Consider the following 19,328-nt stretch of genomic DNA (forward strand, 5'->3'; position numbering starts at 1 on the left):
CATATTGAAGTTTAGCCACTAAAGCACTAAACTTAAAGAAGTACTAGTATGGGAGGTATTTATATGGAGCGAATCACTTGGGACCAATTTTTCATGGCACAAAGCCATTTACTTGCTTTAAGAAGTACATGTACTCGGTTAGCAGTTGGAGCAACGATTGTTCGAGATAGACGTATTATGGCTGGAGGCTATAATGGTTCAATCTCTGGTGGAGAACATTGTATTGATCATGGATGTTATGTAGTGGACAATCATTGCGTTAGAACAGTACACGCTGAAATGAATGCGTTATTACAATGCGCAAAATACGGTATTACTGTAGGCGGCGCAGATTTATATGTTACTCATTTTCCATGTTTACCATGTACAAAATCGATTATTCAAGCAGGCATTTCAAGATTATATTATGCACAAGACTATAAAAACAACGACTATGCGATTGAATTACTTAACAAAGCTGGAGTAGAAATTATTCATGTTCCTTTCGATGAACGCAAAATTGATTTTTTGAGTGATGAAAAGGTAAACCTATATATGGAGCTAATTGTAAAGCTTAAGGAGAAGGGCGCAAGTGAAGAAGAATTATTGCCATATGAAAGGAAGGTGGCTGAATTATTTGGATTGGAGCAATCCGAGGTAATGTAATATATTTTGCAATGTCGATTTTACTGGCCACTATAGCTGCTTTTGAATCGACATGGCTATTGTTCTTTTTTGTAATCCTATTTTACTGGTTTCTTTATAAGCAAATTCCTATTCTTTTATCTTCTAGTATAATAGCTATTGGGATTTGTACATTTTTCCTTGTAGAACTCGTTAATCCTGAAAATATAACTAAAAACGATGTAAACACTATCACATGGACAGATAATTATCGTATTAATGGTGGCTTTATAAGAGGTTTTGCAGCTTCTGATTCCGGTCAAAAGTGGTATGTACAGCTTAAAATATCAGATGAGCAGGACAAGGTTTTTTTCTCAAACTATTCTCTAACTGGATGGGAGCTTCAAGTCAAGGCTAACTCACCGTTGGATCAACCCCTAGCTCATCGATATGCGTTTGACATGGAATCTTATATAAAAAGCCATGGAGCGGTTGGTCAATTAAATATTGATGAATACGAGCTGGTAAGTAAAAAATATAGTTTTCGAGTTTATATGGCTGAGCAACGATATAGGATTAAGCAGCATATTCAAAGGACCTTTCCAAATTCTCTTCAAGCGGAGGCTGAGGCTCTATTAATTGGCAGTAGAGAAAGTATGCCACCTGAACTTCAAGATGCCTATCAAACATTAGGAATAACTCATTTATTTGCTATCTCAGGCCTCCATGTAGCATTAGTAGTGCTACTTCTTCATGAAGTATTAATACGTCTCGGAGTACGAAGAAAAACAGCTAATTGGTTATTAATCATTGTTTTACCGCTTTATGGGCTTATTGCTGGTGGAGCGCCTTCAGTGTGGAGGGCGGTATCTGTGACAGAAATTCTTTTAATAAGCGGTCTTTTCAAAAAAAAGCTTGTCATTTCTGACGCATTTTCTTATAGCTTTATTGGTTTTCTTCTTTATTCTCCATGGATAATTTATCAAGTAGGATTTCAGCTATCCTACTTAGCTGCTTTTTCTTTAATATTTTCCGCGAGCATGTTAAAACTAGGGCGCTCTTATATAACTCAATCATTTATCTTAACAGCTGTTTGTCAGCTTATAGTTTATCCTATTTTAATATATCAATTCAACGAAATTTCTCTATCCTCTTTTATAGCCAATCTTTTGTTTGTCCCTCTATTTTCATTTATTGTACTTCCTATCAATATTATTTTACTTTTAATCACCTTTCTTTCTCCATCTATATGTAATCTTGTTTTTTTATTCTACGAACCAATTCGCCTATTACTGGACGATTTTATCCTCTATATAGGATCGTTTCCATATCAGGTTTGGAATCCTATTCAACCGAAAGTTTGGTATGTAGTAATAGCATATGTGAGTGTCATTACTTTTTTTATTCAATTGGAAAGAATGAAATCTATAAAGAATGGCTTGCTCGTTCTTTTTACCCCAATCATTTTATTGCAACTAGCGCCATATTTAGATTCTTCGACTCGAATTACCTTTTTAAATGTAGGACAAGGAGATTCTATTGTTATTGAAATGCCTTATAGAGAAGCAGTCATTATGATAGATACTGGAGGTGTGCTTAGATTCGACCAAGAGGCTTGGAAAGAGTCTAATAATAAGTACGAGGTTGGAAGACAAGTTGTTGTTCCCTTTTTAAAGGGAAGAGGGATAAGGAAAATTGATACAATGGTGTTATCACATGCAGATGCAGATCATATGGAGGGCGCCGAGGAGGTGATTCAAGAAGTTAAAGTTGGAGAAATACACATTACACCTGGCTCCTATGAAAAAGCTATTATGCATGATTTAAGAGAGGAAATAAACTTAAAGCAAATACCTGTCATAGAAAAATTTACAGGTGAGAGAATTGAATCTTCTTACTATAACCTATCTTATTTATATCCGATGGATAACATATATGAAGGAAATAATGATTCATTAGTTTTATCTATGAGTAACGATTATTTTAAAGGGCTTTTTATTGGAGATTTAGAAAGAGAGGGAGAAATAGTATTAAGTTCTGCTTATCCTGACATCCTCCAGGATCAGACTGTACTTAAGTTAGGACATCATGGTAGTAAAACATCTAGCACGCAAACTTTTTTGGAAGTGGCTAATCCTCATTTGGCAGTTATTTCAGCAGGCTTTAACAATAGATATGGGCATCCGCATTCTGAAGTTTTGGAACGATTGCATACTTTAAAAATTCCATTTTTGCAGACCGGTATAGATGGAGCTATAGAGATAATTATATCAAAAGAGGGAGAAGTAACTATTTCTACTCATTAAAATTTGAAAGAGAAAAGGGTTTTGTCTGTGAAAGACAAAACCCTTCTCGTGTATTATCGAGAAACAAACTCGATAACTACTGCAATAATAAACATAATGGCAAAAAATCCAAAGGAGACTACAAAACCTACGCCAGAGTCGATTGCGTCATTACGTTTCGACTGTACATTTTGTTCAAATTCATTCATTGTTAACCCTCCTATTTCCACATAATTATAAAGGATAGTGCTCAAAAAATCTACACACAAACTTTCTTATTTCCCTTTAATTATATAATGTCACAAAGTTTTCACCATATTTACGCTATAATATATATATCTAAAAGTAGTAAGGAGCACCAACATGATTTCAGAAAAGTGGATGGAAATTTCAAAAGGAAATATTTCAAATGTATATTTATTATACGGAACAGAAGCATATTTCATAGAAGAAACTATAAAAAAATTGAAAAATAAACTTGAGGATGAAGGAGAGCCAGAGATTATCTACTTTGATTTAGAGGAAAGCAATGTAGAGCAAGTTTTATATGAGGCAGACACACTTCCTTTTTTCTCAGATAAAAAATTAATTATCGCGAAAAATACATTCTTCTTAAAAGCTACGGAAAAGGGAAAAGAGAAAATCATTCATGATACGGCATTGCTGGAGAACTGGCTAAAAAATCCTTCTCCCTCCGCTATAGTAGTTTTTGTAGCTCCGTATGAGAAGCTGGATGAACGGAAGAAAATCACAAAGGCGATGAAGCAGGCTTCTAATGTAATAGAGGCAATGAGTTTACAAAATCATGATTTAAAAAGCTGGGTTTTACATGAAGCTTCAAATGAAGGGAAAAGTATATCAGAGGAAGCGGTAAACCGTTTAATTGAAAATGGAGGAACAAATTTAGTTCACTTAAAAACGGAAATCTCTAAAATTGCCACTTTTATTGGCGAGGAACAAGAAATCGATGAGGAAACTGTTAAGTCATTACTGGTTCGTACCCTTGAAGAGGATGTTTTTACACTGGGGAATGCTTATTTAGCAGGCCGAAAAAGTGAAGCAATTGAGATTTATCATGACTTATTGAAGCGAAAAGAAGACCCTTTAAAGTTAAATGCGCTTATAGCTACTCAGGTGAGATTAATGATACAAGTAAGCCATTTGAAGAAAAAAGGCTATCATGCCCAACAAATTGCCACTCAATTGAAGGTACATCCTTATCGTGTGAAGCTATTGTTCGATAATCCATTACTTCATCAAGAGGAGAAGTTGATTCACACATTAAATGATTTAGCTACTGTTGATCTTCAGTTGAAAACTTTAAGTACAAATAGAGATCGTATTTTAGAATTGTTTTTATTGAAGTAGTAGAATCTGTCTGGTTTTGGCCTGCTCCAAACGCTAATCTTGTTTTTTAGCACATGTCATCTAATTCTCAAGAATATAGATTTTTGAAATCAAACTAATTGTCGAATAATAAATATAAAAAAGCAAAAAATAAAGACTGACCGAGTTTGAATTCGGATCAGTCTTTTTTTATTACGCTTTTTTCATTAATTGAGCTTTCTTACGAGAAGCTGCGTTTTTATGAATTAAACCTTTAGAAGCTGCTTTTTCAACTTGTTGAATTGCAGTTTTAATAAGTTCTTTTGCGTTTTCATCGTTATTAAGTGCAGCAGTGTCAGCTTTTTTTACAGCAGTACGCATAGCTGATTTTGCTTTTGCATTTTGAGCGTTTAAAGTCTCGTTTTTCTTAACACGCTTGATTGCAGATTTAATGTTTGGCATACCTTTCACCTCCTAATAAGGTCTGAGATGATACATTTTTTTGTTGGTAACAGTTTATACAACAAGCATTATTTTAACAAACGAAAAAACAAATTGCAATATATAAATGCAAAGAATATTTACTTGACACTTTGAACAAACTATTTTAGAGGTGATTATAATGTGGGGAAGAACAGATTTAATCGATGAATCGGAAGAAATGGTGAAACACCGTACAGAAAGTCAGAAAGCTAAATTAGACAATTCAGAAGGTATTAAATTTGATGAGGGTCGCAATGGAGCGGTACTTATTACTTCCATTGAAGTGAACGAAGAAGGTGAAAAACAGATTGGTAAGAAACAAGGGAAGTATATTACCTTGACTGATCTGACCCTTAGTCCACACGATGAGAAGAGTTTTGAAAACATGGCGAGGACTTTCATTGATCATCTTCGAGATATGCATAAAGAGTTTAGTTTAACAGATGAATCCAAAATATTAATAATTGGACTTGGAAATGCGACAGTTACACCCGATGCTATTGGACCAAAAGCAATTGAATACCTACAAAATTCTTCTTTGACTAATAATGAAAAAGTGAAAGTTGTTATGTATGCTCCAGGTGTAACTGGTCAAACCGGTTTTGAGACAAGCGATTTTGTCAGTGCCATAAGCGAAGCATTTAAGCCTGATCTTATTCTTGTGATGGATGCTTTAGCTGCAAGAAATAGCGAACGTCTTTGTAAGACTATACAAATTACAAATACAGGTATACACCCTGGTTCTGGTGTAGGAAACCAGCGCAAGGAAATATCAAAGGAAGTTTATGGTGTTCCTGTTACAGCAATTGGAGTACCAATGGTTGTAGACGGTCCAGTGTTATATGCAGATGCAGTTGAGCAAGTCATTCATCACGTGGCAGCACGCGTGGAGGAGAAGGGAAAACCTTCTTCTGCCCTATCTGTTACTCCAATGGTTTCAAATAAGACAAACATCGATAAAAAAGTGCTTGAGCCTATTTTTGGAGAATGGGTTGGTTGGTCTACTGAAGAGAAAAGACAATTATTTGAGGAAGTTTTTGTTGGAAAAAATCCTTCTTTATTTGTTACACCAAAAGAAACTGATTTATGGGTAGAACAGTATGCATATATGCTTTCCACAGGCATTGAAACATGGATTACAAGTAAATAGGTCGTTCTAAAATTCCTTCTCTTCTCATACGATTGTGTGAGGAGAGTGGAACCTATGACTAATACCTTAAAGAAGCTGACTAGCATTTTATTACTCTTATTTTTAGCCCCTATCATCATTGCAATAATCCAAACACCTCTTATGACCGAAACGACAACGGAAAAAGTAACTGAAAAGAAAAAAGAGGAAATACCTGTTGTATATGCAGCGCAAATTGAAACACCCCCTGTTACTCAGACACAAACGGTAGCAGAAATTTTGCCACCTCGAAAAGCTTTCGTCTATTTTACACATTGGCAAGAAGCATTTAAACCAATATTAGCTGCAAGTGGAGAAAAGATCGAGATATATCATCAAGAAAAGAATATTACTAACTTTCAAGAACAAATTACGGCTCAATTTGCTTTTCATCAAGTAGAAACAGAATTCCTTTCACTTGAAAATCCATCTGAAACTAAAAACTATAATTCTGTAAGACCTTTTGTGAAAGATGCATTATCCCAAAGTAACTATGATATTATTTTAGATATTCATAGAGACTCTGCAAAGGCTGCAACCACTACTTTACAGGTGGGAGAAGAGAGCTATGCCAAGCTTATGTTTGTCGTTGGAGGAGAACATGAAAATTATAAATGGAATCTCCAGCTAGCAAATAAGTTAACAGAAGAGCTAAATACATTGGTTCCGGGAATTGCTAGGAAAGTAACTGTTAAAGTCGGTGATGGTGTAGATGGAGTATATAATCAGGATCTCAATAAAAACTCTGCGCTCATTGAGCTTGGTGGAATTGACAGTACAGAAGTGGAGTTAAATAGGTCAATTGCTATATTAGCGAAAGCTATTTCAAATATTCTTAATGAACAAGTAGTATCTTAGCGTAGTGGAATTGCTTAGCTATATTTAAAAGTTGAAAGGGCTAATGAGGCACCAGTTTGAAATTCATCCCATAATGGATCTTAAGAAAAACATATAGATAAAAATATGCCGTGAACTCAAGTGTTCTCGGTATTTTTTTATGGAAAATAAATGTGTCGCTTTTGATGTAGTTTTTTGCATTATGAAGTAATCAATTTAGAATTAGCAAACTAATTATTCGATAGGTTGCGTTAATAGCTTAAACTTAATAGATTTTGCTGAATACAATAAATATAGGGATGCTTTTACGCTAGCTATATTAACAGATGGTTGTAAATCGCAAGCCTATCTATCCTTTTAAAAAAAGGTGATTACAAACTTAAAGTGAATTGAGGTGAATAAAATATGGTGGTATCACTTGAAGAACTGATAAAACGCTCCATTAATCGGATGGGAGCTGTTCATCCTTCTCTAAAGGAATATACAATTGAGCTAATAAAACGTTGTTACAGTGAAGGTATCCATATACAAATATCCTCTGGATTTCGTTCCAAAGAAGACCAAGCATATATTTATGGTCAAGGAAGACCGAACTTCATTTGGAATGGCAAAAAATACGGCTCAAAGGGTAGTATAATCTCCAATGCTGCCCCAGGGACGTCCATTCACAATTATGGACTGGCTATTGATTATTTTTTAGTTACTGATGACGGAAACAAATCAATATGGACAGTTAATGAGAATTGGAAACGTGTTGCAGAAATCGCAAAGTCTATGGGCTTTGAATGGGGTGGAGATTGGACAAGCTTTAAGGATTACTCGCATTTGCAATATAACAAAGGTTTATCCATTGCTCAATTGAAGGCCGGGCAAAGGCCTATCTTTCCTTTGATTAAGGTAGATGATAAGGAAGTTACAGACACTGCTAAAATCATGTGGGGTAAAACTGAGCTTAAAAAAGGTCAAATAGGTAAGCTCACAATTCTGAAGCCCATTAATCTGTGGACAGAAAAAGAGGGAAAGCTAGTAGAGGTCCGAATTTTAAATCCAGGAGAGGAATATCGGGTTTATAATTATCGAGAGTTACATGGGGGTCAATATAATGTCGGGGATAACCATTGGGTAACAAAAATGGATGGATATATTAAATATGAAACACCATCCAAGGCAGTTCTAGAACAATTAAATGGGAAATGATAATAGCCTCGCTCACTTAACGTGGGTGGGGTCTCTTAGTTTCATAATTCTATATTTACATTAACAACCACGAAGAAATGGTATTTATGTTATTTGGGAAGAGAATCTTTTTTTGGATGCTATAGTGAAAAGAATTCGAGAGAGTATGTCTATCTCAACCTAAGGCATTAATAACAAATTTAAATAAGTTCTACCATAGAGGTACGCTATTCTCTTATATTTGCGTTTTATGGAGTTATAAAAAATAAGTTGATAGAATGGTCCAACTAATTTTTATGATCTTGTAATGATTTAAAAATGGCTTTAAATAGAGTCGTATAATTGTTATTTTCTATTTAGATTTTGGTCTATGTTAGGTGCATCGGTATAGAGTAAAAGAGGCAGTTCAAATAAACATGTCTTAAGTAACCCTAAAAAAATAATGCAGAGGAAGGGTAAGTCGAGATCACTCGCGGTTGATTATGTCTTAACTGTTCGCTCCTTCCAGTAAAGTCAGCGCTTGTCACTACAATCTACCAAGTGACAAATGTTCGTATTTTAATGATAAAGTGCTGTTTATGAAATTTAACTTTAAAATATTTCATTTATTTATTCTTAATATGTAGGTAAGTTGTCCTAAACAAATCAAGCTGCTATCGAATAAACTGCTTAAGGACTAAAGATACTAAGAAAGTCACTAGAAAGGTTGATAATACAAAATTATGAAAACCATTATTTTTATAGGTAGTAATAAATCGGGTTCAAGTAGGGAGGCAATAAAAGCTGCTGAGAGGCTAGGTTTTTTTACTATATTGTTAACAGATAGGGAATTGCAATTTAAAAACAGGCCTGATTTTCCCGATGTTCATCAATTGGTCTTTGTTGAATTGACCAATTATAATTTGTTAAAGGAAAATATAAAAGCAATACAATCACAAGGGAAAAGAATAGAAGCTATATTGAGTTTTATTGATCCTTACGTCCATGTAGCGGCTCAACTCTCAAAAGAATTTGAATTGACTGCTGTGCCCCCGGAACCTTTATGAAAATGGAGGATAAGCTTTTAACACGTGAACTATTAAAAGATCTTCCTGTCTCCCCCTATTTTGCAAGGATTGTAAAAGATGACTCTTTAGAAGACTTTATCGATAGACAAAAAGAGTCATTTCCTCTCATTGTAAAAACACCCGTATCATCTGGTTCTAAAGATGTTTTATTTGTCAAAGATGAAGAAGAATTAGTTCTCTCCATTAATAATCTATTTAAAAAAGGAAGTAATGAAGTATTATTAGAGGAATATTTAGATGGACCTCAATATTTGATTGAAGCTTGTGTTTACAATGGTGAAGTTCATATCATTGCAGTCCTTGAACAAGAAATTTCTTTCTTAGAACGTTTTATTGTTACTGGTTATTCTTTGTTAGGGGAAATGGATGAAGCCTTTTATAACGATATATATAAAACTGTGTGTTTGATTTTAGAGCGTTTTGAAATGGATAATGGATCTTGTCATTTAGAAATGCGATTAATTAATAATGAATGGAAATTAATTGAAATAAATCCTCGTATTTCTGGTGGCGCAATGAATAGAATAATTGAACTAGCATATGGAATTAATTTGGTTGAAGAGACAATAAAAATATTTTTAGGACAAGAGCCTAACTTCGAAAAAAAATACAGCAGGTTTGTGTATGCTCAGTATTTAACGAGTCATTCTACAGGGAAATTAATAAAGGTCACAGGAAAAAATCGCAGTTCCCGGCTACCGGGAGTAGAGGAAGTTTTTATAAAGCCTAAAAAAGGGAAAATACTCCATCCACCTCTATCCATGGGCGATCGCTATGGTTATGTATTGGCTTCTTCAGACAATAAAGAGGAAGCAATGAGCATTGCGAAAGAGGCCGCAAAAGAAATTCGTTTTTATATTGAACCAGTATAACTTTTGGAGTGAATAATAATGATTAGTAACGGAGAAACAAACTCATATGAGGGCGAATCAACCAGTAACATTAAATCCATATTGAAAACAGTCTACGAAATGCAAGTCAAGGCAAAATTACCAATCTTTAAAGGTATACTTCACGATACCATTCCAATTGTTTTTAATTCTTCTGACGCTACTGAACCTTATTTTGCTTACGGTATAACCTCAACTTGTCAAACCTCATTTAGAACTTGCTTTTTCCGTATTGAAGACCTAGTCCACTCGATTGTCCACTTATCATTATTATATCCAATTGATATAGAAGGAAATTATACTGATACTATACGCATGCCATATGGTTTAGAAAAAACGCAAATTAATGTGATTGTATCCGTTCAAGATTTTTGCAGTATCCAGTGCATCAATCCGAATCTAATTAATCGTCAAAGTATAATAATTGGAGATAAATGGTGATAAGTAAAATAAATTTTTTATAATAATTATCAGTGATATTTTGTAAAAGGAGTTGAGAAAGACATCATGACTTTAATCGGTATGATGCATCATAGAGCGGAACCAGAGAAAGTAAAGAAGGCATACGCCTATTCGGTTGTAGCTAAAGCAGAAGGGGTGGAGTTTTTTTACTTTACACCAGGGAAAGTGGATATAAAAAACCAAAAAATAATGGGTAAATATTATGAAAATGGTATGTGGATTGAAAAGGAATACCCTTTTCCAGACGTTATTTATAATGCGAGTTATCCTTTAAGTAAAAAAGCAGAGAGAATAGTCGACTATTTATCTGAAAGCATCCCATTTACAAGTCATTCAATTGGAAGTAAATTAAGTGTCTATAAAAGGGTGACGAAAGGTGAGGAATTTAAACAATACCTGATTCCTACACTCGAACTAACAAGTGTCAAAGATTTACTAGATATGATTAATTTATATTCAAAGATTATTATGAAACCTACTTCTGGACACCAAGGCGAGAGTGTTCTCTTTATTGAAAAAGAAGAGGATGAATTCAAAATTAATGACGCGGGCAAAATCTCAATATATACGAAAGAAGAGTTGCTAGACTTTGTATCACATAAAATCCAAGAACAAGAATATATAGTTCAGAGGTTTATATCATGCCAGATAAAATCAGGCCATGTATACGACTTACGTTTGCATGTTCAAAAAAATGGAGAAGGCAAATGGGTCATAACATCGATATACCCCCGTATTGGACCATTAGGAAGTATTACATCAAATTTAGGTAGTGGCGGTTATACTGCTTATCTGGACCGTTTTTTGCAAAAAGAGTTTAATGATGACTGGTTTAATATTAAAAGAGAACTTGAGCATTTTTCGTTAAGCTTTTCTAACCATTTTGATGCATTATACGATGGTTCTCCACTCGATGAATTAGGAATCGATGTTGGAATCGATGAAAACCAAAGACTATGGTTATTTGAAGTAAATTGGCGACCAGGAATTCCAATAATATTTAATAGTGAATTAGACGTAGCAAGAAATACGATTCATTACGCCAAGTATTTAGCTCTTAATAAAAAGAAATATTTTTGAATAGAGGTTTAGAGAAGTCAAGCTGCCTGTATTTTTTGAAAAGCACATTTATTATAAGACTGTGTACAACATTGAAGAACTACACTAGCTAAAAGAAGACAGTTAGGCTTAAGAAAGTGATTTTAAAAGAAAAGGGGATAACTAGAGTCTTAAAAATACATTTTTAAAAACAAAATTAAAGCTTCTCTTCAACTAAAATGTGCTTAGTTGAAGAAGAGTTTTAAAAATAATAATCATTTTAAAACTGTATTTTGAATACCCCAAAAAGAACATTTGTATAATATAATCTCGAAGTGCATTTATTTTTGTTGTTAACACATGATCGAAAATTTCAGTGAGTTAACCTAATGATTGAAAAAGTTAGTTATCCTAATTCTAATAAAATACTTACTCATTCCTGTACATTCGCCCCTGTTATATATATTTTTGTTGCCCAATATAGCCTCAATTATGCTTATTAAAGAATGTAATTTTCCATAGAATGAAATACCTCCATTCTTTCAAAACATTGAAATATAAGGGTTTTAAGCTTGTTGTTGTTGTAATATACATTCTTTTCATAGTATAATTCATAATAGTTTAATTAGGAGTGAACATGCATGAATAATGAAGAAAGATTGGCACGACAGAAAAAAATCCGTAATTTCTCGATTATCGCCCATATAGACCATGGGAAGTCGACACTTGCGGACCGTATTTTAGAAAAAACGAAAACATTAACATCTCGTGAAATGAAAGACCAATTGCTTGACTCTATGGATCTTGAAAGAGAACGAGGAATTACGATCAAATTAAATGCAGTACAGCTTAAATACTTGGCACAAGATGGGGAAGAATATATTTTCCACTTAATTGATACTCCTGGACATGTCGATTTTACATATGAGGTATCTCGAAGCTTAGCAGCCTGTGAGGGTGCTATATTGGTTGTCGATGCTGCACAAGGTATTGAAGCTCAAACATTGGCAAACGTATATCTAGCTCTTGATAATGATTTAGAAATTTTACCAGTTATCAATAAAATAGATTTGCCCGCTGCTGATCCAGAACGTGTGAAAAAGGAAGTTGAAGAGGTAATTGGTTTAGATGCTTCTGAAGCTGTGCATGCATCAGCAAAAGCTGGAATTGGTATAGAAGAGATTTTAGAGCAAATTGTGGAGAAGGTTCCTGCACCAACAGGTGACCCGGAAGCCCCACTACAAGCACTAATTTTTGATTCTCTTTATGACCCTTACCGTGGTGTAATTGTCTATATCCGAATCATGCAAGGAACAGTTAAACCGGGAGACCGCATTAAAATGATGTCATCTGGCAAGGAATTCGATGTGGTTGAGACTGGAGTATTCACACCAAGAACGACACAACGTGATGAACTGACAGTAGGGGATGTTGGCTTCTTAACAGCTTCTATGAAGGATGTCGGTGATTCAAGTGTTGGGGATACCATTACTTTAGCGGATAATCCAGCTACAGAGGCATTAGCTGGCTATCGAAAAATGAACCCGATGGTATTCTGTGGATTATACCCAATTGATAATTCAAAGTATAATGACCTTCGTGATGCTTTAGAAAAGCTACAGCTGAATGACTCTGCATTAGAATTCGAACCAGAATCCTCTCAAGCTTTAGGATTTGGTTATCGTTGTGGTTTCTTAGGACTATTACACATGGAAATTATTCAAGAGCGTATTGAAAGAGAGTTCAAAATTGACCTTATTACTACAGCACCAAGTGTTATCTATAACGTAAAACTAACTAGCGGTGATACACTTAAAGTAGATAATCCTTCTATGATGCCAGATGTTCAAAAGGTTGACTCCATCGAGGAGCCTTATGTAAAAGCTTCTATTATGGTTCCAGAAGATTACGTAGGATCAGTTATGGAGCTTTGCCAACGTAAACGTGGTAACTTTATTACAATGGACTTTCTATCATCTGCACGTGTAAATATTATTTATGAAATTCCACTTTCAGAAATAGTGTATGATTTCTTTGATTCGTTAAAATCTAGCACTAAAGGATATGCTTCCTTTGACTATGAGCTTATCGGCTACAAGGAATCTAAGCTTCAAAAGATGGATATTTTATTGAACGGCGAAAAAGTAGATGCATTAAGCTTTATTGTTCATAAGGATTTTGCATACGAGCGTGGAAAGCTTATTGTAGAAAAGCTGAAAGCCTTAATCCCAAGACAGCAGTTTGAAGTACCTGTTCAAGCAGCAGTGGGACAGAAAATTATAGCTCGTTCTACTATCAAATCTATGGGTAAAAATGTTTTAGCTAAATGTTACGGCGGAGATATTTCTCGTAAGCGTAAGCTACTTGAAAAACAAAAAGAAGGTAAAAAGCGTATGAAACAAGTTGGATCTGTGGAAGTACCGCAGGAAGCCTTTATGGCAGTTCTGAAAATGGATGAGCCAAATAAATAAGTTTCCGTTAACCTAACCATGGAGAGGCGTATCAGCTCTCCATGGTTTTATATTTATTGGGGAGTTTCCTGGAACTCTATCTTAATCAATTCTCCCGTAGAGGTAGTATATTCAATACTTACAAAAACACCAAACTCTTTGCTGCCATCCTTTATCCAGAGCTTAAATCTCTCAATTGTTGAATTTTCTTTTGTTTCTCTTCCTTCGTACAAGTAGTCAATAATAGACGCATTTGGATATTTTGACTGAGTCTCCTTTACTGCAAGATTCCCCCATTTAGCATAGGCTGGAACTGCTTCTTGAGCATTTACATTGGTTGATAAACTAATCGGAACAGAGACTCCAGCTATAAGTATTCCGAGGGTGAAATAGATTTTTCTAAGCATTTAACTTCAGCTCCTTTTTCTATAAGATGAGCATATTATTTAAAGTCATTCTTCCTATAAGAAGTAAACAAATAGCTTAGTTAGAATAATTTGCTCAATTCATCTAGCGAGTACGCTAATTTCAATAGTTTGAAGGAACATAGAATATAAGCTATAATTTATGTATACAAAGATTGAAAACGTGAAAATTTTAATGCTTTGATAAATATCATGGGGAAGGAGGCACTGTTTGCCTCCTTCTTCGTATTTTATAAAAGAACATAGAAAGAAGGCTTAGAATGGTTCGTGGAGTGTATATACATATCCCTTTTTGTCATCAAATATGTAATTATTGTGACTTTAATAAATTTTATTTTCATAATCAGCCAGTCGATGAGTATATCGAGTCGTTAGGAAAAGAAATGGCACTTTGGCAAGACGATTTAGCGAAAGCTAAGATAGAGACAATTTTCCTTGGAGGAGGAACACCTACTGCCTTGTCGCTTGAACAGTTAGAACGTTTGCTTACTCTGATACATCAATATATTCCGCTTGAACACGTAAAGGAATTTTCTTCGGAAGCAAATCCAGATGAGCTAACTCTGGAGAAAATGCAGCTAATGCGAAAATTTGGTGTGAATAGATTAAGTATGGGAGTGCAAACTTTCAATCAGGACTTGTTAAAAATCTTAGGAAGAACACATTCTAATAATCACGTTTATGATGTTATTCAATACGCAAAACAGACGGAGTTTCCTTCTATAAGTATTGACTTGATGTATGGTTTACCTAATCAAACCATGGAGCAGTGGAAGGAATCACTCCAGGAGGCATTCCGTTTGAAGATTCCTCATATTTCAGCATATTCCTTACTCGTAGAGCCAAAAACAATATTTTATAATCTCCTTTCAAAAGGCAAACTTTCCTTACCAGGAGAGGATTTAGAGGCTGAAATGTATGGCTATTTAATGGATGAAATGAAGAGAAATGGATACAAACAGTATGAAATTAGCAACTTCTCATACGAGGGAAAGGCTTCAGAACATAACTTACTGTATTGGAATAATGATGAATATATTGGTTTGGGAGCAGGTGCACATGGATATGTGAACAGTATTAGATATTCTAATCATGGCCCCCTAAAAAAATATATGCAGCAGCTAGAGATAGGTGAAAAGCCTGTAATGATGCAAAAAGAAGTGACTTATGAAGAGAAAATGGAAGAAGAAATGTTCCTCGGACTTAGAAAGAACCAGGGAGTTTCCCTATCCAATTTTGAAAAACGGTACGGTAAAAGTCTTTACGAGGCTTACGGTAACGAAATAGAGGAGCTTCTAAAAAAGGAACTTATAGAAATAAAAAATGATTACGTATTTTTAACTAATCGAGGAAGATTTGTTGGCAACGAAGTATTTCAATATTTTCTAAAATAATTAATACTTAATCGTTGACAGTTTTCTTTAGATTTGATAAGTTTTATATGAGTATTAGCACTCTCTATAGATGAGTGCTAACAGAGGTGATGATCATGCTAACTAACAGGCAATTGTTAATATTGCAAGTAACGGTAGATGATTTTATTGAAACTGCTCAGCCAGTTGGATCTCGTCAACTTTCGAAGAAGGAGGAAGTACCTTTTAGTCCTGCTACTATTCGAAACGATATGGCGGATTTAGAAGATATGGGTTTCTTAGAGAAAACACATACTTCTTCTGGCCGCGTACCTTCAGAAAAGGGCTATCGTTATTATGTGGATAATTTATTAACTCCACAGCTTATTTCCAAAGATGAGATCAAACAAATTCGTTCTATTTTTGAAGAAAGAATGGTAGAGACAGAGCAAATAATTCGAAAGTCAGCAAACATTTTGTCTGAGCTAACGAACTATACCTCTATTATGTTAGGCTTAGATGTTAGAAAGCATCGGGTCAAACGGTTATCTATTGTGCCATTAACGGATGATTCTGCAGTTGCTATTATTGTTACCGACAGTGGACATGTGGAAAATCGTGTATTTTCTATACCTGAAAATTTTACTGCTTCAGATATTGAGCGTATGGTCAATATCATTAATGAGCATCTAGTTGGAGTTCATTTACACGAACTACAATCTAAGCTAGAGATTGTGACTCAATCAGTGCTTCGTCAAAATAGTGGACGTTTAAACGCTCTAGTTGGATCTTTAAACAAAGCTATGACTATTGAGCACGAGGATAAAGTTTATTATGGCGGTAAAATGCAACTTTTAAGCCAACCAGAATTTAATGATGTAGAAAAAGCAAAAAGTATCATGTACTGGATGGAACACGTCAATGAGTTCCCCGGACTATTCCATTTGAACAAAAAAGGCATCAATATCAGTATTGGTTCTGAAAACAATCAATTTGGAATGGACAATTGTAGTATCATTACAGCCTCTTATGATATTGGAGAGGAACAAAGTGGCTCTATTGCTATAATTGGCCCCACAAGAATGGACTATAGGCGTGTAGTATCGTTATTAGACGTGATAAGTGGGGACTTGTCTAGAGAGTTGTCTAGGATATTACGTGGTCAACATGGATAAAGGAGAGTTGCTGCTAAATGGAAAACAAAAACGAAAATGTAAATGAAGAAGTAAAAACAGAACAAGAGACTGTTACTCAAGAAGTAGTAGACGAAACGACAGAGGCGACTGAAAATAATGAAGCTGTCGAGGTAGAAGAAGTAGATGAATTAACTCTTCTCAAACAACAATTGGAAGAAGAGCAGGATCGAGTTATTCGTATTCGTGCAGACTTTGAAAATTACAAACGACGTGTTCAATTAGACAAAGAAGCAGATTATAAATATCGTGCCCAAGCATTGTTGAATGATCTTTTGCCGGTTTTAGATAATCTAGAGCGTGCTCTAGCAGTAGAACCAAAAACAGAAGAGGCAGTTTCTTTAGCTAAAGGTGTAGATATGGTTTACCGCTCTCTAGTGACTGCAGTTGAAAAAGAAGGCTTAGAAGCAGTGAAAGCTGAGGGAGAGCCTTTTGATCCGAATTTACATCAAGCAGTTATGCAAGAGAAGGATGACACGAAAGAATCTGGCATTGTCCTTCAAGAATTACAAAAAGGTTATAAATTGAAAGATAGAATACTACGTCCATCAATGGTTAAAGTAAACGAATAGTAAATTCAAACAGATTTTTATTGGTGCCATTTTGGTCACCAATTATATTATAAATTGCATATAAACAGTATTTATTAGGAGGAAAATTGTATGTCAAAAATTATCGGTATTGACTTAGGAACAACAAACTCATGTGTATCTGTACTAGAAGGTGGAGAACCAAAAGTAATTCCAAATCCAGAAGGAAATCGTACGACACCATCTGTAGTTGCTTTTAAAAACGGCGAAAAACAAGTTGGGGAAGTAGCAAAACGTCAATCTATTACAAATCCAAATACAATTTCTTCAGTTAAACGTTTAATGGGTACAAGTGAAAAGGTTTCTGCTGAAGGAAAAGAATACACTCCACAAGAAGTTTCTGCTATGATTCTTCAATATTTAAAAGGATTCGCTGAAGAATATCTAGGAGAAAAAGTAACTAAAGCTGTAATTACTGTACCTGCATACTTTAACGATGCTGAGCGTCAAGCTACAAAAGACGCTGGTCGTATTGCAGGACTAGAAGTAGAACGTATTATCAATGAACCTACTGCAGCAGCTCTAGCATATGGTTTAGATAAAATGGATCATGATGAAAAAATTCTTGTTTATGACCTTGGTGGAGGTACTTTCGACGTTTCTATCCTTGAACTTGGTGATGGAGTATTTGAAGTATTAGCTACTGCAGGGGACAACCGTCTTGGTGGGGATGACTTTGACCAAATAATCATGGATTACTTAGTACAAGAATTTAAAAAAGAAAATGGTATTGATCTCTCTAAAGATAAAATGGCGGTACAACGTTTGAAAGATGCAGCTGAAAAAGCGAAAAAAGATCTTTCTGGCGTTACATCAACACAAATCTCACTACCGTTTATCACTGCTGGAGAAGCTGGTCCACTTCACTTAGAATTGACAATGACTCGTGCAAAATTCGATGATCTTACTGCTCAATTAGTAGAGCGTACAATGGTACCAACTCGACAAGCATTAAAAGATGCTGGATTATCTTCATCTCAAATTGATAAAGTTATCTTAGTTGGTGGATCTACTCGTATTCCTGCTGTACAAGAAGCTATTAAGAAAGAAACAGGTAAAGAACCACATAAAGGTGTAAACCCAGATGAAGTAGTAGCAATGGGAGCAGCAGTACAAGGTGGAGTTTTAACTGGTGACGTAAAAGATGTAGTACTTTTAGACGTAACACCACTTTCTTTAGGGATTGAAACAATGGGAGGAGTATTCACGAAGTTAATCGATCGTAATACAACAATTCCGACATCTAAATCACAAACTTTCTCAACTGCTGCTGATAACCAACCAGCTGTAGATATTCATGTGTTACAAGGTGAACGTCCAATGGCAGCAGACAACAAAACTCTTGGCCGCTTCCAACTTGCTGATATTCCACCAGCACCACGTGGAGTACCACAAATCGAAGTTACATTTGATATCGATAAAAATGGTATCGTAAATGTTAAAGCTAAGGATCTTGGAACTCAAAAAGAACAAACAATTACTATCCAATCAAACACTTCATTATCTGACGAAGAAATTGATCGTATGGTAAAAGAAGCGGAAGCAAACGCTGAAGCAGATAAAGTTCGTAAAGAAGAAGCGGAAGTTAAAAATGAAGCAGACCAACTAGTATTTATGACTGAAAAAACTCTAAAAGATCTTGAAGGTAAAGTTTCAGATGATGAGAAAAAATCAGCAGAAGATGCAAAAGAAGAGCTTAAAGCAGCTTTAGAAGCTGGAAACTTAGAAGACATTAAAGCTAAAAAAGACAAGTTAAATGAAATCGTTCAACAACTTACAATGAAGCTTTATGAACAAGCACAAGCTGATGCAGCTGCTAATGGACAACAAGAAGGCGGACCATCTGATGACGGCGTAGTCGATGCAGAGTTTGAAGAAGTAAACGACGATAAAGACAAGTAATGTCGACCAGAAAAAGTCAAAGACCGTTTTCGGCTTTGGCTTTTTCAATGTCTGTAATATGGAGAAAAACGCTAATTGTTT

The 19,328-nt window shown here is 35.0% G+C and carries 16 protein-coding genes and 1 pseudogene; 14 read left to right on the forward strand and 3 right to left on the reverse strand.

Translation table 11 applies throughout. The features are described from left to right. Positions 1-63 precede the first annotated feature (63 nt). Together D0S48_RS00635 and D0S48_RS00640 are read left to right on the forward strand one after the other, a co-directional pair. Entirely contained in the window at positions 64-645 is a 582-nt protein-coding gene (locus D0S48_RS00635; protein ID WP_151109386.1) for a ComE operon protein 2, read from the forward strand. Between the two features lie 11 nt (positions 646-656). Continuing rightward, positions 657-2,909 (forward strand): DNA internalization-related competence protein ComEC/Rec2, encoded by a 2,253-nt coding sequence (locus D0S48_RS00640; RefSeq protein ID WP_151109388.1) that lies wholly within the window; start codon positions 657-659, stop codon positions 2,907-2,909. A 53-nt stretch (positions 2,910-2,962) separates the two neighbouring features. On the opposite strand, the gene D0S48_RS00645 is transcribed toward D0S48_RS00640, so the two are convergent. Then, entirely contained in the window at positions 2,963-3,097 is a 135-nt protein-coding gene (locus tag D0S48_RS00645) for a YqzM family protein (protein WP_144535833.1), read from the reverse strand. Positions 3,098-3,251: 154 nt separating this feature from the next. On the opposite strand from D0S48_RS00645, the gene holA reads away from it, so the two are divergent. Beyond that, positions 3,252-4,256: a DNA polymerase III subunit delta gene (gene holA, locus D0S48_RS00650; protein WP_151109390.1), complete on the forward strand. Its 1,005-nt coding sequence runs from the start codon at positions 3,252-3,254 to the stop codon at positions 4,254-4,256. Between the two features lie 171 nt (positions 4,257-4,427). On the opposite strand, the gene rpsT is transcribed toward holA, so the two are convergent. After that, positions 4,428-4,676, reverse strand: coding sequence for a 30S ribosomal protein S20 (gene rpsT, locus D0S48_RS00655; RefSeq protein ID WP_144535837.1), 249 nt, complete (start codon positions 4,674-4,676; stop codon positions 4,428-4,430). 160 nt (positions 4,677-4,836) lie between these two features. On the opposite strand from rpsT, the gene gpr reads away from it, so the two are divergent. From gpr to lepA, 7 genes and pseudogenes are all read left to right on the forward strand, one after another. Next, the gene (gene gpr / locus D0S48_RS00660; RefSeq protein ID WP_151109391.1) at positions 4,837-5,847 is read left to right on the forward strand and encodes a GPR endopeptidase; all 1,011 of its coding nucleotides are present in this window, start codon (positions 4,837-4,839) and stop codon (positions 5,845-5,847) included. A 54-nt stretch (positions 5,848-5,901) separates the two neighbouring features. Beyond that, positions 5,902-6,723 carry a stage II sporulation protein P gene (gene spoIIP, locus D0S48_RS00665; protein ID WP_151109393.1) on the forward strand — a complete coding sequence of 274 codons (822 nt, stop codon included), beginning with the start codon at positions 5,902-5,904 and terminating at the stop codon, positions 6,721-6,723. A gap of 384 nt (positions 6,724-7,107) precedes the next feature. Beyond that, positions 7,108-7,899: a M15 family metallopeptidase gene (locus tag D0S48_RS00670; protein WP_151109395.1), complete on the forward strand. Its 792-nt coding sequence runs from the start codon at positions 7,108-7,110 to the stop codon at positions 7,897-7,899. A gap of 701 nt (positions 7,900-8,600) precedes the next feature. Further along, positions 8,601-9,817 (forward strand): annotated as a pseudogene (locus tag D0S48_RS00675) (ATP-grasp domain-containing protein). Positions 9,818-9,835: 18 nt separating this feature from the next. Beyond that, positions 9,836-10,276 (forward strand): CotY/CotZ family spore coat protein, encoded by a 441-nt coding sequence (locus D0S48_RS00680; RefSeq protein WP_151109397.1) that lies wholly within the window; start codon positions 9,836-9,838, stop codon positions 10,274-10,276. Positions 10,277-10,342: 66 nt separating this feature from the next. Then, on the forward strand, positions 10,343-11,377 hold the full coding sequence (locus tag D0S48_RS00685; RefSeq protein WP_151109399.1) for a YheC/YheD family endospore coat-associated protein: 1,035 nt from the start codon (positions 10,343-10,345) through the stop codon (positions 11,375-11,377). A gap of 599 nt (positions 11,378-11,976) precedes the next feature. Continuing rightward, positions 11,977-13,806, forward strand: coding sequence for a translation elongation factor 4 (gene lepA / locus D0S48_RS00690; protein ID WP_144535845.1), 1,830 nt, complete (start codon positions 11,977-11,979; stop codon positions 13,804-13,806). Positions 13,807-13,859: 53 nt separating this feature from the next. Here lepA and D0S48_RS00695 read toward each other — a convergent pair whose 3' ends face one another. Next, positions 13,860-14,192, reverse strand: coding sequence for a DUF3889 domain-containing protein (locus D0S48_RS00695; RefSeq protein WP_151109401.1), 333 nt, complete (start codon positions 14,190-14,192; stop codon positions 13,860-13,862). A 278-nt stretch (positions 14,193-14,470) separates the two neighbouring features. Here D0S48_RS00695 and hemW point away from each other — a divergent pair, with 278 nt between their 5' ends. The 4 genes from hemW (at position 14,471) to dnaK (ending at position 19,247) form a co-directional block, all read left to right on the forward strand. Then, positions 14,471-15,604, forward strand: coding sequence for a radical SAM family heme chaperone HemW (gene hemW, locus D0S48_RS00700; protein WP_151109403.1), 1,134 nt, complete (start codon positions 14,471-14,473; stop codon positions 15,602-15,604). Positions 15,605-15,699: 95 nt separating this feature from the next. Then, positions 15,700-16,737 carry a heat-inducible transcriptional repressor HrcA gene (hrcA, locus tag D0S48_RS00705; protein ID WP_144535851.1) on the forward strand — a complete coding sequence of 346 codons (1,038 nt, stop codon included), beginning with the start codon at positions 15,700-15,702 and terminating at the stop codon, positions 16,735-16,737. A 17-nt stretch (positions 16,738-16,754) separates the two neighbouring features. Then, positions 16,755-17,327, forward strand: a complete 573-nt coding sequence (gene grpE, locus D0S48_RS00710) for a nucleotide exchange factor GrpE (protein ID WP_151109406.1) — start codon at positions 16,755-16,757, stop codon at positions 17,325-17,327. Between the two features lie 90 nt (positions 17,328-17,417). Beyond that, positions 17,418-19,247, forward strand: a complete 1,830-nt coding sequence (gene dnaK / locus D0S48_RS00715; protein ID WP_151109408.1) for a molecular chaperone DnaK — start codon at positions 17,418-17,420, stop codon at positions 19,245-19,247. Positions 19,248-19,328: the final 81 nt, after the last annotated feature.

Source organism: Psychrobacillus sp. AK 1817 (assembly GCF_008807035.1).
GTDB classification, from domain to species: Bacteria; Bacillota; Bacilli; order Bacillales_A; family Planococcaceae; genus Psychrobacillus; species Psychrobacillus faecigallinarum.

What these genes read in the sequence shown, in the direction of transcription:
- D0S48_RS00635 (WP_151109386.1), top strand. Translation starts at nt 64, where the DNA reads ATGGAGCGAATCACTTGGGACCAATTTTTCATGGCACAAAGCCATTTA.
- D0S48_RS00640 (WP_151109388.1), top strand. Translation starts at nt 657, where the DNA reads ATGTCGATTTTACTGGCCACTATAGCTGCTTTTGAATCGACATGGCTA.
- D0S48_RS00645 (WP_144535833.1), bottom strand. Translation starts at nt 3,097, where the DNA reads ATGAATGAATTTGAACAAAATGTACAGTCGAAACGTAATGACGCAATC.
- holA (WP_151109390.1), top strand. Translation starts at nt 3,252, where the DNA reads ATGATTTCAGAAAAGTGGATGGAAATTTCAAAAGGAAATATTTCAAAT.
- rpsT (WP_144535837.1), bottom strand. Translation starts at nt 4,676, where the DNA reads ATGCCAAACATTAAATCTGCAATCAAGCGTGTTAAGAAAAACGAGACT.
- gpr (WP_151109391.1), top strand. Translation starts at nt 4,837, where the DNA reads ATGTGGGGAAGAACAGATTTAATCGATGAATCGGAAGAAATGGTGAAA.
- spoIIP (WP_151109393.1), top strand. Translation starts at nt 5,902, where the DNA reads ATGACTAATACCTTAAAGAAGCTGACTAGCATTTTATTACTCTTATTT.
- D0S48_RS00670 (WP_151109395.1), top strand. Translation starts at nt 7,108, where the DNA reads ATGGTGGTATCACTTGAAGAACTGATAAAACGCTCCATTAATCGGATG.
- D0S48_RS00680 (WP_151109397.1), top strand. Translation starts at nt 9,836, where the DNA reads ATGATTAGTAACGGAGAAACAAACTCATATGAGGGCGAATCAACCAGT.
- D0S48_RS00685 (WP_151109399.1), top strand. Translation starts at nt 10,343, where the DNA reads ATGACTTTAATCGGTATGATGCATCATAGAGCGGAACCAGAGAAAGTA.
- lepA (WP_144535845.1), top strand. Translation starts at nt 11,977, where the DNA reads ATGAATAATGAAGAAAGATTGGCACGACAGAAAAAAATCCGTAATTTC.
- D0S48_RS00695 (WP_151109401.1), bottom strand. Translation starts at nt 14,192, where the DNA reads ATGCTTAGAAAAATCTATTTCACCCTCGGAATACTTATAGCTGGAGTC.
- hemW (WP_151109403.1), top strand. Translation starts at nt 14,471, where the DNA reads ATGGTTCGTGGAGTGTATATACATATCCCTTTTTGTCATCAAATATGT.
- hrcA (WP_144535851.1), top strand. Translation starts at nt 15,700, where the DNA reads ATGCTAACTAACAGGCAATTGTTAATATTGCAAGTAACGGTAGATGAT.
- grpE (WP_151109406.1), top strand. Translation starts at nt 16,755, where the DNA reads ATGGAAAACAAAAACGAAAATGTAAATGAAGAAGTAAAAACAGAACAA.
- dnaK (WP_151109408.1), top strand. Translation starts at nt 17,418, where the DNA reads ATGTCAAAAATTATCGGTATTGACTTAGGAACAACAAACTCATGTGTA.